This is a genomic window from Vibrio sp. YT-15 (assembly GCF_033337445.1).
GTDB lineage: Bacteria > Pseudomonadota > Gammaproteobacteria > Enterobacterales > Vibrionaceae > Vibrio > Vibrio alginolyticus.
Window position 1 is genome coordinate 714,538 of sequence record NZ_JAWOQR010000001.1, and the last position, 13,206, is coordinate 727,743.

Annotated in this window: 10 protein-coding genes; 4 read left to right on the plus strand and 6 right to left on the minus strand. The window is 46.1% G+C overall.

The window, feature by feature from the left end:
* Nucleotides 1-56: 56 nt before the first annotated feature.
* Nucleotides 57-701, plus strand: coding sequence for an START domain-containing protein (locus tag R7D93_RS03085; RefSeq protein WP_137282971.1), 645 nt, complete (start codon nucleotides 57-59; stop codon nucleotides 699-701).
* 80 nt (nucleotides 702-781) lie between these two features.
* Here the strand turns inward: R7D93_RS03085 and R7D93_RS03090 are convergent, their stop codons facing one another.
* Nucleotides 782-2,536, minus strand: coding sequence for a hypothetical protein (locus tag R7D93_RS03090; RefSeq protein WP_196297851.1), 1,755 nt, complete (start codon nucleotides 2,534-2,536; stop codon nucleotides 782-784).
* A gap of 427 nt (nucleotides 2,537-2,963) precedes the next feature.
* Here R7D93_RS03090 and R7D93_RS03095 point away from each other — a divergent pair, with 427 nt between their 5' ends.
* Both R7D93_RS03095 and R7D93_RS03100 read left to right on the plus strand, forming a co-directional pair.
* A complete protein-coding gene (locus R7D93_RS03095; protein ID WP_053307982.1) occupies nucleotides 2,964-3,917 on the plus strand; it encodes a M23 family metallopeptidase in 954 nt (317 codons plus the stop codon).
* Nucleotides 3,821-4,273, plus strand: coding sequence for a bactofilin family protein (locus R7D93_RS03100; RefSeq protein ID WP_080659230.1), 453 nt, complete (start codon nucleotides 3,821-3,823; stop codon nucleotides 4,271-4,273). The genes R7D93_RS03095 and R7D93_RS03100 overlap by 97 nt, the downstream gene beginning before the upstream one ends.
* Nucleotides 4,274-4,360: 87 nt before the next feature.
* Here R7D93_RS03100 and R7D93_RS03105 read toward each other — a convergent pair whose 3' ends face one another.
* The gene (locus R7D93_RS03105) at nucleotides 4,361-7,111 is read right to left on the minus strand and encodes a M16 family metallopeptidase (protein ID WP_213966412.1); all 2,751 of its coding nucleotides are present in this window, start codon (nucleotides 7,109-7,111) and stop codon (nucleotides 4,361-4,363) included.
* Between the two features lie 364 nt (nucleotides 7,112-7,475).
* On the opposite strand from R7D93_RS03105, the gene R7D93_RS03110 reads away from it, so the two are divergent.
* The gene (locus R7D93_RS03110) at nucleotides 7,476-9,362 is read left to right on the plus strand and encodes a methyl-accepting chemotaxis protein (protein WP_225495726.1); all 1,887 of its coding nucleotides are present in this window, start codon (nucleotides 7,476-7,478) and stop codon (nucleotides 9,360-9,362) included.
* Nucleotides 9,363-9,479: 117 nt separating this feature from the next.
* Here R7D93_RS03110 and fecE read toward each other — a convergent pair whose 3' ends face one another.
* The 4 genes from fecE to R7D93_RS03130 form a co-directional block, all read right to left on the minus strand.
* Nucleotides 9,480-10,244 carry a Fe(3+) dicitrate ABC transporter ATP-binding protein FecE gene (gene fecE / locus R7D93_RS03115; protein ID WP_054700603.1) on the minus strand — a complete coding sequence of 255 codons (765 nt, stop codon included), beginning with the start codon at nucleotides 10,242-10,244 and terminating at the stop codon, nucleotides 9,480-9,482.
* Nucleotides 10,245-10,246: 2 nt separating this feature from the next.
* Entirely contained in the window at nucleotides 10,247-11,218 is a 972-nt protein-coding gene (locus R7D93_RS03120; RefSeq protein WP_005383459.1) for a FecCD family ABC transporter permease, read from the minus strand.
* Nucleotides 11,215-12,174 carry a FecCD family ABC transporter permease gene (locus R7D93_RS03125; RefSeq protein WP_374044662.1) on the minus strand — a complete coding sequence of 320 codons (960 nt, stop codon included), beginning with the start codon at nucleotides 12,172-12,174 and terminating at the stop codon, nucleotides 11,215-11,217. The genes R7D93_RS03120 and R7D93_RS03125 overlap by 4 nt, the downstream gene beginning before the upstream one ends.
* A 74-nt stretch (nucleotides 12,175-12,248) precedes the next feature.
* Nucleotides 12,249-13,172 carry a Fe(3+) dicitrate ABC transporter substrate-binding protein FecB gene (locus R7D93_RS03130; RefSeq protein ID WP_085569431.1) on the minus strand — a complete coding sequence of 308 codons (924 nt, stop codon included), beginning with the start codon at nucleotides 13,170-13,172 and terminating at the stop codon, nucleotides 12,249-12,251.
* Nucleotides 13,173-13,206: the final 34 nt, after the last annotated feature.

Consider the following 13,206-nt stretch of genomic DNA (forward strand, 5'->3'; position numbering starts at 1 on the left):
TATAGTTACGACAAATCGTATAAACTTAAATTTAGGAAAAGTTGGCGGATACTAACATGATGTTGCATTTAAGAATTGGCGCCTTAACACTCGCCACATTGATATCCGCTGGTACTGATGCGAGCGCCAACGAGAACTGGCAGTTCGAGAGTGACAAGAATGGAATCACAATTTACTCCCGAGAACATAGTGACGGTTTAGTTGAGATCCGTGCCCGGATGTTCACACCCACCAGCTATGGTGCATTTTTAACGCTACTGGAAGACAGTGACAATATCCCGAACTGGATTGACAATGCCAGTCATAGCCGGGTTTTAAATCAAATATCGGCCACCGAGAACATCGTTTACACCCAGTTTAAAGCGCCATGGCCTGCCAAAAATCGGGATATGGTCACCTACTCAAAGTACTGGGTCGATGAGCTGGGATTCACGATAGAAATCAAAAGCGCACCTGACTCATATCTTGCTGAACAAAATGGTTATGTTCGAATTCGCTCGGTTGATGCGACTTGGGAGTTACAAAAACTCACAAACGATACAACACTCGTGGAATACAAGGCGTTTGCTGATCCCGGAGGTCTATTGCCAAACTGGCTGATCAACAAACTTTCAAAAGAAAGTGCATGGGCGACATTTAGTAACTTAAGAAAAGAGTTACCTGAATATCAGCAATACTCTCATCCTCAAATAGATGAGTAAGCGTCGCTCTTCCCACTCGCTTTTTAATGCGGTACATAATAACAAAAGGCGGCATATGCCGCCTTTTTCTACTCAATGTGTTACTGTTGTGCAACCGTTACAGGTTTAGTTGCACCACGGTAATCAAACTCAAAACCAATACCTTGGTCTGTCACGTCCATCGTCATACCACCAACAAGCTCGCCTTGTAAGCTTTTGACAACATCATCCGGAACCGGCTCCCCAGTGATTGACGACGCACTCTCTAACACTTCCAAAATACGCTCTGAATCAAAATCAAAGCTGAACAAGCCATTTGGAGAAAGTGATTGCGCCATCACTTCTTTGCTTGCTTCCGCAGCACTATCACCACTGTAAAGGGTGAAATGGTTTTCGTTTAGACGAGCAAACACGTCCACCTTCATGCCAGTATGCATTTCTAATAGGTCACTGACATTAACAGGTTGGTTATCCGGTTGAATTTGCAATTGAGCAAGTTCAGGAACGAACATTTGCGCAGTTTGAATAAGCATCATTGGATCATTGGCAGAAAGAGACAACATACCATCTAGCTGGCTAAATACTTCACCATGCTGAGCATTAGTATCTACTTTGATATCAAACATTTGTAGGCTTAAGCCTTTGAGGCCGTTAACCATGCCTGACCCCATGCTTACAGCAGCTGCTGGATTCTGGCCGCCCATCTCTTGCTGCATTTGTGTCAATAAAGAGCATTGATATTGAGGCTGGGTCAAGTCAGCCCAAATCTGACCAATCGATGGCGCTAGCGTATTAATGTCTAAACCAAGCGCCATACTAAAGAAACTCTTATCACTTTTAGACTCTGCCAATACACCACGAATCGACTTGAGCGCATCTAGAATCACTTTATTGTTGGACTCAACAACAAAAGAACCTTTAATGAACGCCTGATCGCCTTTCATCTTGTATTCTGCAAACGCGACGGACTGAGGCCAGTTTTCTGCAACTTGAGTAAGCTCAGTATGGCAGGCTGGTGAACGCATTTCCTCAATAGTTGGTTCAGGATCTATTGCATCCAACGTGCTAATTTGACGAGCAAACATATTGCCATCTTTCGTCGTCAAACCTTTAATCACTTCGCGATGATCAAAGTAACCAAAAGAGTTGTTGTTTTCACCGTATTTGGCTTGCAACGCCTCAAGACGTCCACTCTCAGCAATATTTTGACTTGGTGCTTCAAGCCCTAATGCCATTTTAATCGGGTTTTGAACGCCCAGTTGCGGAACATCAACCGTTAACGTAAGCACGTTATCAACCACGGCTACAACCAAGCCAATACCGTCCTGCGGGTCAATTGAATCAGTCATCTCGTAACGACGATACTCGACTTCACCAAGCTTAACCAACTCATGCTTAGCGCCGCTCATCTGCTCTTCATGATCCAGTGTTTTCCATAACGCGGCAGGGTCTTCAATATCCACTTTGTACACCGGTACCATACCAATTGTGTACAACACAGGATTAATGTTTTCCCCGGTGCCCAAATAAGCTTTTAATGTTTCTGGCGACGCAGCACTCTCTAGGTATCCATCGAATAAGTTAACTGCAAACTGCTGTTGTGGAGACAGTGGTTCATCGGCAAAAAGTTCTGCAATCGAGCCTTGGTTCGCCGTACCGAATGCGTTCATGTATTTATAATGGTTAAAAGGTTCTGTCTGATACGTCACCATAAGTGAATCTGCAGGAACTTGCGTTAACAGTGAGCCTGCATCACTTGCGGTAGTATTGTTTTGGTACAGGTAGCCAGCGCCCCCTGCAGCTGCGACCACTGCTGTAGCCAATAGTAGTTTTTTCACGACCAACTCCGTTGTCATAGTTATGTGTTCCTAACCGAAATGTAACGCTTAGGTTTAAAGCCAATGAATAGTGCTTTATATCAACCGCTATCATAAACAAGTTATCGATGTAATGAATGGCGGTTTGATAAATTATCCAACATTTATCAGGCAAACCGTGAAGTAAGTTGAATTGCGTGCGGATGCTATTGGCAATATTCACAATCCAATTTCTCGGATAACCGCCTTAAAAATCATAATATTCAGTTAAATGAAGCGATTTGGAGTAATTACGACCAAAATCAGCAGAATATTAAATCTTTATTGAGTCTTTTATCTAATATCTGAAAACGCCTCACGACCTGACACTTCTTTCCAATTTGCCTCTGGCAGTCCCTACTCGTTTTCCTTACATTCCTACTAACTCAGTGACGAGACGTATACCAAATACGAGCAATAGAAGACGATGAAAGACCAGTTGACGATCTCTATATCAACTATCAATGGCTCAAGACATTGGTACTTCAGTAAAAGGATGCAACGCAACATAAAAACGTTTTTCGTTTTTTTTGTTGTTGCTCTGGCCGCGACCGTAATCTTAATTCATCACTTGTACACTCGCGTTGATAATGCAGCGTTAAAACAAGCTGAATTGACAGAACATTCACGCACCATGGGTGAAGAGCTCAGCACACTGAAAACACTTAAATCAGAGCTAGAAAATGACCTTTCAGAACGGGAAGAACGGGTACAACTTGTTTCGGAACGTTTGGGTGAATTAGAGAAAGTGCTTGGGGTTGGAGAACATACCTCGACAAATAACTTGGATGCTAGGCTCGATGCAGCGGCGATAACCTCAAACGTTCGCATGGTGTTATTAAACCAAATACCAAGTGGCTCTCCAGTCGGCAAGGTACGGCTATCTTCCGGATTCGGTAAGCGTATCCATCCGGTGACAAAAGTTGCCAAAATGCATCGTGGGCTCGATTTTGCCGTAAATATCGGTACCAAAATTTATGCCCCTGCCGATGGGGTAGTGGAAGTCACCCGCCGCAGTAATAAAGGCTCTGGTAACTTCCTCAGGCTACAACATTCTTTCGGTTTTTCGAGTTCTTATTCGCACTTGAAAGCGTTCAAAGTAAAAAGTGGTCAGTTCGTCAAAAAAGGGCAGCTGATTGCAATTTCCGGCAACAGTGGGCTCTCTTCTGGCCCTCACCTGCATTACGAGGTGCGATTTGTTGGGCGAGCACTGAATCCGAAACCATTTGTCGATTGGAGCCTTAATGATTTCGAAGACATTTTTACTAAGGAGCGAAGAATACGATGGGAATCTTTAATCAAAACAGTGGAACAACGAGTAGCTCAGCAGCTTCAACTCTCATCGCCAAAGGCTGTTCTCTTAGCGGAGAACTCAAAGTAGAAAACGATGTCCAGATTGATGGCATCGTCGATGGTCAAATTAACGTGGAAGGCACTCTCGTTGTCGCAGAAAGCGGGCGAGTAAACGGTGAAATCTACGCTAAACAGCTGATCATTAATGGCATGATGGACGGAAACTGTCACGCAGAACACATTCAAGTACTTGCCAAGGGACGCGTAAGCGGTAGGATCTGGAGCAATAACCTCAGCATTGAACCTGGTGGCAAATTCTTTGGTGAAGCAGCCGAATTACCTGAAAAGGAAGTGGTAACGTTAAAGGGTAAGGCTCAAGACAGTGCGAACACAAAAGAAAACAACACCAACAATGAAAAGCGACTTGCGCGTAAATCAGCATAAAACGCTCTGATTAAAGTGCTTAAAAAGACGGCTTTCACGCCGTCTTTTTTATTACTATTGCCACGATTTTCGTCAGAAACTACGTGATTATTCGGCCGGATTTAAAACCATCACCGAGCGTTTTGCTTGTGGACCAAAAGCTGATTTTGCATGTGCTTTCACTTCATCTAACGTCACACTCTTAGCCACTTTCTCAACGTCAAGCAACACATCGACGCCGTAATCATGCACCAAATAACGAGTATATGCCCATGATCTCTGTGCTGGGTTGTCATCCAACCCTTGCATCGCGACTGCCAGTTGTTTCGCGGCCGTATCCACTTCTTTTTGGGTAATATTTGACGCTAAACCATCAAACACTTTGCCCAGTTTACTCTCTAAAAGTGCCACGTCTTCGGGCTCGACTTGAGACTCCAAGAGCCAATCAGAGATGGGTTCGCGATCTTGTGTCATGGTGTAAATGCTCGGGCTGTAATCAAGGCTAGACTCTTCTCGCACAATATCCAAAACACGTGCATTACTAATACGTTGCAAAATATCTTCGATAACCGTGTCTCTTGCCGTACGTTGGTAATCGCTCGTATTAGTCAAACGCATTACATACAACGATGAAGGTTCATGCCCATCCGCAACCACAGTTCGCTCCGGCACTTCCGGGTTAAACGCAACGTGATAATCAATCGAACGACTCGGTTTCATTTCGATAGAGGCCACATACTTACGCAAAAGTGGTGTAATTTCTTCCGGCTCTACGTTTGCAACAATAACCATCTTAAAACCATCATTGGTTTTGAAAAGTTGCTCATGCACCGCTAGTATCTGCTCAGAAGTCACTTGTTCAACATCATCACTGGACACTATACGATGACGACTACCCGGCAAATAAGAATTGCCGTTTGCTTTTTGAATCAGTTTTCCCATCGGTGATTCAAAAAAAGCGCCGCTCTGCTGTTTAAACTCTTGCTTCGCTGCTGCCATCTGGCGCTCGTCGACTTTAATCTCCGTCGCTAGGTTGTATAGTCCATTCAAAGCATCAGTTAGGTGCGTATTTGGCGCCGTAATTTGTGCTCCGTGACTGGTCGCATCAAGCATCGCGCCAAGCGCAATGTTGTTTTTGCGTAAGTAGCTATCTAGCTCTGAACCAGAAAATGCCCCTAACCCACTGCGTATTGCCGTTGTTGCTGCGATTTCATAAGCGGCATACAACGTCGGATCAACAGCGGCTTTACCACCTTGGCTCGCATAGTAAATATACGCTCGACCACCCGCTTTAGTATCTTTTTGGAACCACACTTCGACACCGTTTGATAGCGTATAGACTTGAAAACCACCCGCTTCCTGACGCATGCTCGTGATGCTGCCTTCCTGGGTAGGCTTTAAGAATCCATCCACTTTGTCATACATCTCTAACGGTTTTTCGCCAGTTTGAAGATAGGCACTGTTTAGAGCGGCAAATACACCATTGAACTGTTCTGACGTTTCGCTTTTCCCCAAACCAATAAAAAAGCTTGGCTGCTGAGATAACAAAGCCGTCAATTGTGTGTTAATGCTCTCTAAATTCTCGTTGTTGATGAATTCTGCCAAACTCTGGGCATAATTCTCTTTTGATTGGCTGACACTGTCTTGTCCAATTTGAAAAACACGTGCTTCTGCGTAACTGTTTGGCTTGCGCTGACTCCAATCTGAATCAATATTTGCAAGTTCACCTTGCCAATTTGACATAACGCTATCTAACTCGGATTGAGTCGCACCATAATCTCTCAACGACGCCAAGGTACGAATGAAAGTCTGGTGCATTTGTTCGCGGCGATCTGGTGCAAACGAAATCCCTGCCGACGTCATACGCTGATAGTTAGAGTAATAGGGCTCTGCATAAGCGTATTGAAAAGGTTCAGCGGCATCACTGAGTACACGGATCAAACGCTGTTGAATGAGTTGTGTTGCTACTTCATCACGCCACACTTCATGTTGTTGCTCAATCGTCGTGCCGCCACTTAGACCACGCTCAATCACTAAATGAAGACTTGGTGATTCCATCGTGTTACTTGGCAAGATTCTGTTTTCGTTGTTCACTCGAATATCACGGCGCTTCTCTATTAGCGTATCCGAGGTACTTTCCCAGTTCGAGAACTTGCTTTTGATAATCTTGGACAGTGAATCTACGTCGATATTACCAGTCACAATCAACTCGGCATTTTGTGGCTGGTACCATTTGTCGTAAAACGCCTTTAACTTACTCGAGGAAGCATTTTGAATCGCTTCGCGAGTACCTATTGGGTCATGCTCACCATACATAGTGCCTTCAATCGAGGCTTGGTAAGCATGCATAGAAAAGGACTTATCATCCGGATTAGCACGTCGCCATTCCCCGAGAATCACCCCTTTTTCTTTCTCTACTTGCTCAGGAGCAAACTCAAGTCCGTTACCGATATCTCTCATCCACTTCAGGGCATCTTCTAGCTTCGTATTATTCGCAAGGTCAAGTTGGTAAGACGTTTGCTGATAACTGGTAAAAGCGTTGATATCAGCGCCAAAGCTACCACCAGATTGCTCGAAAAGTTTAACAACGTCGTTACCGGTAAAATGCTCACTACCATTAAACGCCATATGCTCAACAAAGTGAGCGTAACCCTTTTGAGAAGATGTTTCTTGGAATGAGCCGATATTCATCACCAAACGGACCGAGACTTCTTGGTCTTCTGTTGGATAAAGATGGTATTTCATACCGTTCGATAACTGGTCCACGTGCCAGTTGGCGTCAGGTTGAATCGGCGTCGACTGTTGTATCAGAGCACACCCTGACACTAATAACGCGGGGACTAACAATATACTGCGCATAACGATTGCCCATAACAATGATTAAGCTAATCAATATATATCCGGTGCTATAACCTTCACATTTTTAATGGATTATCAGACGTGCAAATGTGATAAAGATCACCTTTTATTGAAATCAATTCTCATTTACAAAAATCGACAAATCCTTACTTTACAAATACATAAATAATATCGTTCCAAATCCTTTTGCTTATTTGATGTAAAACTCAAATTCGCGACATGGAGTCAGTATTTATTTTGAGCAATAAAATATAATTATTGAACAGATTCGAATCTAACTTTCTGCTGCATATTCAACAGCGCAGAGAGCACTGATGAGAATAAAAACACAACAACTATTATTCAAAGATCTATTATTCGCTTTATGTTCAAAAATCTATCATTAAAAAACAAACTGGCAATCTCTGCCAGTGCCGCCATCATTCTAGGGGGAGTGCTGGTAGAGGGGCTGTCTTTTCGAGATTCATTAAATAGGCTCGATGTCGAAGTCGCACAGCGACTAGAAAGCACTAGCGCATCTTACAATCAATACGTAAAGGACTGGCTACTCTCTAAAGAGCGCGCACTAACTTCACTCTCTTCTGATTCAGAGAAACGTTCTCTGGTTACGCATTTGAAACAAGTCCGAGACTCTGGCGCGTTCGATAACGTTTTCCTCGCTTACCCGGACGGGTCACAAGACAACGCTAATGGGGTGGTTTTGCCACCAGGTAATAACGATCCTCGCAAGTGGGGCTGGTACACCAACGCCATTGCCAATCCATCGAAAGTCTTTATGGATAACCCGACCGTTGCTGCTGCAACTGGTGCGAATGTGGTGTCGCTCGGTAAAGCCCTGCAATTGCATGGTCAAACCGTCGTTCTGGGTGCTGACGTAGAGATCGGTGATATCCTGAACAGTCTGAACCAAGTGATCCTACCGGGTGCAGGTTATATGTTTATTGCCAATGAACAGGGCAATATTTTCACTCATAACAACGGTAAACTGCTGAATCAACCGGTTAGCAAGCTAGGCCTCAACAACAACGACATTACGTCTGCCGCACGTTCAGGTACAGAGCGTCGCGTCTCTATTAACGGCACCGAATATGTGATTTACGCGCGCCACATAGAGGGTACCCAGCTCACAACAGTGACGGTGTTAGATCAAAACTCGTTGGTTGCCCCACTCTACGATGCTGTTTGGGATCAGATCATCGCAACCACCATCGTCGTCGTTATCTGTGTAGCTTTGTTTAATCTGCTATGTAGCATCTTGTTCCGTCCGCTCTACAACGTTTCGAATGCGCTCGCACAAATCGCAAACGGCAGCGGCGACCTAACTCAACGCATCAAAGTAGAAAACCGTGACGAAGTTGGTGAGCTGGCTGAAAACTTCAACCAGTTCGTTGAAAGTTTGCAGCAACTTATTGGTCACATTCGTCACCAAGCGGAAGAACTGAGCCAACAATCGGAGCTGAGCACGAATCGCGCGAATCAATCGGTTTCCGATCTGAACCATCAGCAACAAGAAATCACTATGGTGGCGACCGCTGTGACTGAAATGGCATCGGCAACGCAAGAGATTGCAGCACATGCAGAGCAGACGGCTAAAGCCGCTCAAGACTCTTCAGCAAGCACACAAAACGGTCATGAGTTGGTGATCAACTCCAAATCGTCCATCAATAATTTGTCTTCTGAAGTCAACCAAGCGAGCGTTGTCATCGGTGAGCTCAACCAGCACGCGCAAGACATCTCAACCGTGCTATCAACGATTCGAGACATCGCAGAGCAAACCAACTTACTGGCTCTGAATGCGGCGATTGAAGCGGCGCGTGCAGGTGAACAAGGTCGCGGTTTTGCCGTTGTTGCAGACGAGGTTCGCGTGCTATCACAACGCACACACACCTCAACCGAAGAAATTCGCTCGACGATCGAGACCTTGCAGCAAACCACACAACGCGCTGTGACTATCATGGATACAAGCTCTCAGCTCGCGCAAGGTTCGGTGGAAGATGCTGATCGCGCAGCACTGGCTCTGGATGAAATCAACGCGGCCGTTGCGCTGATCAGCGATATGGCAACGCAAATCGCGACCGCCGCCGAAGAGCAAACGCACGTAACCAATGAAATCACGCAAAACGTCACGTCCATTAAAGATGTGACCGATCACTTGGTAGTTGGTGCCGAAGAATCGATGAATCAATCTGCTGAGCTGAAATCGCAAGCTGAGGATCTCAACTCGAAAGTGGCGACGTTTAAACTGGCTTAAACGCCACATTAAGGACGCTCTTAAAAACAACAAACCCCGCTAGCAACTTTGTTACTAGCGGGGTTTGTTTTTATGGATCGACGTTTTTATTGCAGATAGCTTTCCAAAGACGTAAACCTACACCGCCACACACATCGGCGTGCCTGAGATTGGGTCATTAAATACTCTCGCTTGTAAATCAAACACCGATGACAACATGCCTTCTGTCATTACCTCTTGCGGTGTTCCCTGCGTGACTAACTGACCTTTTTCCAACACCACCAAATGATCGCAGTAACGGCACGCTTGGTTTAGATCGTGCAGCACTACCACCACTGTTTTGCCTTTGTCGTTCATCTGCCTCATGAGTTTCATCAGCTCAACTTGGTGAGAGAGATCCAAGTAAGTGGTTGGCTCATCAAGCATCACTACGTCGGTATCTTGCGCCATCACCATCGCAATCCACGCCCTTTGTCTTTGACCACCAGACAACGATTCAACCGGCTTATCAGCAAACTCAATCACGCCAGTATCTTGCATTGCTTGCTCGACCAAGGCTTTGTCTTGTTGACTTAACCGGCCCCAATGAGAGAGGTAAGGCGAGCGGCCATATTCGACCAGTTTTCTGACTGTAATACCTTCAGGACTGACAAGAATCTGCGGCAGCAAAGACAACGAACGCGCCAAGCGTTTATCACCGTAGCTGCTTAGTGGTTTGTCGTCATACAACACTTGGCCAGAAGCGGGTTTATTGATGCGTACCAAGGTTTTTAATAGTGTCGATTTACCGCAACCATTTGGACCAACTAGTGCGGTAATTTTACCTTGAGGAATCGACAAAGAGAGATCTGGAATGATGGTCTGTTTGCCGTACGCGACGGATAAGTTCTGCGTTCGTAACATGCTTACCAACCTCTATAACGATACAAAAGAAAAATGAAATATGGTGCGCCAATAACAGATGTCAGCACTCCCGCTGGTAGCTCAATTGGTGGCTGTAAGCCTCTCGCTAAACCATCGGCGCAAATCACCAACAAAGCGCCAAGGGTTGCAGCGGCTGGAATCAACAACTTGTGGTTGTGGCCAAACAGCAAACGCGCAAGATGCGGCGCAAGCAGGCCAACAAAGCTGATCGTGCCTGCCACAGACACACTGATACTCGCCAATAGCACGGCAGCAATCAACGCAAGAATTTGGATCTGTCTTGGTTTCGTGCCAAGTGTAGTGGCGCTTTCTTCTCCCAGTCCCATAACATCTAGCCGCCAAGCCAGCCAAAACGCCAATGGTAGTAGCAGCAATAGAGCACTCCAAATAAACGGCACTTGTTGCCAATTTCGTCCCCACAAACTGCCGGTTAGCCATACCATCGCCGTGTTGATTTCGATAGGGTGCACAATCAGAAGAAAATCGATACCGCTGGCTAAAAATGCGCTGACAGCAACACCAATCAGCGCCAAACGTGCTGGTGTTGGTTTCGACCAGTAAGCCAGCACAGCAATAAAGCCAGCAGCAAGCAAGCCTCCCGCCATGGCGACCATCGGCAACATTGCCACTGGCGCATTCGGATACAGCACCAAACAAGCGGTAGCCGCCAGTCCTGCTCCGGCGCTTATCCCCATTAAATCTGGTGAGGCAAGTGGATTACGGATGACGCCTTGAACTAAAACGCCTGACAGCCCCAACCCTGCGCCCACGCCAATGGCGAGCAACATTCTCGGTAATCGATATTGGTGAATCACAAAGTCCGAGTCAGAGAAAGAAAACAGCAATGCAAAAACCTGTTGAGCCGACATGTTCGCCGCACCAACAAACAGCGTGAGAGAAGACGCAATCAGCAACAATCCAACTAATGCAAACAGTTTGGTTTGATTCATCATGATGATTTCCTCATTGTAATCGCGATAAAGCAAGGTGTGCCCAACAGCGCGGTAATCACGCCCACTGGCGTTTCAGCCGGAAAGGCAATCGCGCGTGATAAAGCATCTGACCACGTCACCAATGCCGCGCCACACAAGGCGGAAACCGGAATGAGAATGTGATAGTTGTGACCAACAATCGGGCGTACCAAGTGCGGCACTAACAACCCGACAAAGCCAATTGGTCCAGCAATCGCTACGCTAGTTCCTGCCAACAGCACAACCGCTAAACCACTGATAAATCGCGTAAGACGAATGTTACCACCCAACCCGACAGCAACTTCGTCCCCCAACGCGAGTAAATTTAAGTTTCGCGCTAAGCCCATGGCGAGCACCAAACCTAAAGTCGCAAAAGGCCACAGTTGTTGCCACTGCTCAGAATCTACCGCGGAGAGTGAACCCGTTAACCAATGCAACACGCTGTAAGCCATGTCATCCGCCAAAATTACCGACGCACGAGTTAACCCTATCAGCAGTGCACTGATGGCAATGCCCGCTAGCACTAAACGCAATGGGTGAGAACGCGCGGAGAAAAAACCGCCCAACAACATGACCGCACCACCACTTAGTAGCGCGCCGAGTACTGCGTTGATGATTGGGTTCAATTGACTAAAGAATGGTACGCCGATAGACGCCAAGGCCATAAAACAAGCCGCGCCAGCATTAATGCCGAGAATGGATGGCGACGCCAAAGGGTTACGAGTCAATCCTTGCATCAGCACTCCGGATACCGCAAGCGAAGCGCCAATTAATAACCCAGCATAGGCACGAGGCGCACGCAGCGTCGCGAGGATTTGATGCAGCATATTGCCCTCATCAAACGCAAACCAATAGCTTGTCAGATCATTAATGCTCAAAGAAAAGTTGGACCAGCCAATCATTGAGGCTGCATAGCCTGAGAGCGTACACAACGCCATAGCACAGACAAACAAGCTCGCTTTCCAATGCGATTTGCTAACCGAAGACGCGCTTTCCGAGCTTATCGCCGCACTCATGAGCGCTCCAATAACGCTTCAAGATTGCGGGCAATTTCTTCCGCAGCCAACATGCCGCGATTTAACGACCACAGTTCAGGAGAAACCTCAACAAGTTGCTGTTTTTTTGCAGCAGTTAGCAACTTAAACAATGGATTTTTGCGCCACTCATCCACAATATTTGGTTGAGAGTAAAGTCCAACTAACAACCAATCAGGGTTGGTTTTTAGTAAAAGTTCGAAACTGGTTGGGATATACGCTTTTTGCTCAGATGGAGCCAGCGGGCTTTGAATGCCCAGCGTACTCAAAACGCCACCAGCGTAAGAAACCGGGCTATGCAGCCACATCCCTTTGTCAGAAACCACACCAAACTGAATGGTTTCTTGTGTTGCAAAATGCTGTTTGAACTCCGCCATTGTCTGTTTGTGCTGCTCAATGCGTTGTGTCATTTTCGCTTGTTTGCCAATTGCCACGCCGATTTTGTGTGCGGATTCGAGATTTTCTTGATATGTCTCACCACGGCTTTTTAACAGCAAAGTTGGCGCAATTCGCTGCAAATCTTGATAAATCGCGCGATGACGTTCTGCATCAGCAATGATCAAATCCGGCTTGAGCACCGCAATCGCCTCTAAACTCGGTTGCGAGCGCATGCCGACCGATTGCCAAGGCTCAACCTTGGCACGAACAGCAGAAATGACTCGTGTGGCATCGTTGTCATCGGCGACGCCTACCGGTGAGACATCGACTGCCGCTAATGCATCGACAAACGAAAATTCTAAAACCACAATACGTTGAGGTATCGCTTCTAGCTCAAAAGTGCCTTGCTCATCTTGCACGCTGCGCACCTGAGAAAATGCGCTAAATGACATCAAAGCTGAGCTCAGTAGCATCAGCAAAACGGTTGAAAAGTGTTTGATCGTAAATTGTTTTTTATTTTTCATCTTGCTTTTTCCAGTGCTAAGAGTTTTCCAGTAC

What these genes read in the sequence shown, in the direction of transcription:
- R7D93_RS03085 (WP_137282971.1), top strand. Translation starts at nt 57, where the DNA reads ATGATGTTGCATTTAAGAATTGGCGCCTTAACACTCGCCACATTGATA.
- R7D93_RS03090 (WP_196297851.1), bottom strand. Translation starts at nt 2,536, where the DNA reads ATGACAACGGAGTTGGTCGTGAAAAAACTACTATTGGCTACAGCAGTG.
- R7D93_RS03095 (WP_053307982.1), top strand. Translation starts at nt 2,964, where the DNA reads ATGAAAGACCAGTTGACGATCTCTATATCAACTATCAATGGCTCAAGA.
- R7D93_RS03100 (WP_080659230.1), top strand. Translation starts at nt 3,821, where the DNA reads ATGGGAATCTTTAATCAAAACAGTGGAACAACGAGTAGCTCAGCAGCT.
- R7D93_RS03105 (WP_213966412.1), bottom strand. Translation starts at nt 7,111, where the DNA reads ATGCGCAGTATATTGTTAGTCCCCGCGTTATTAGTGTCAGGGTGTGCT.
- R7D93_RS03110 (WP_225495726.1), top strand. Translation starts at nt 7,476, where the DNA reads ATGTTCAAAAATCTATCATTAAAAAACAAACTGGCAATCTCTGCCAGT.
- fecE (WP_054700603.1), bottom strand. Translation starts at nt 10,244, where the DNA reads ATGTTACGAACGCAGAACTTATCCGTCGCGTACGGCAAACAGACCATC.
- R7D93_RS03120 (WP_005383459.1), bottom strand. Translation starts at nt 11,218, where the DNA reads ATGATGAATCAAACCAAACTGTTTGCATTAGTTGGATTGTTGCTGATT.
- R7D93_RS03125 (WP_374044662.1), bottom strand. Translation starts at nt 12,174, where the DNA reads ATGGCGTTGTGTACGCTCTCAGGCTATGCAGCCTCAATGATTGGCTGG.
- R7D93_RS03130 (WP_085569431.1), bottom strand. Translation starts at nt 13,172, where the DNA reads ATGAAAAATAAAAAACAATTTACGATCAAACACTTTTCAACCGTTTTG.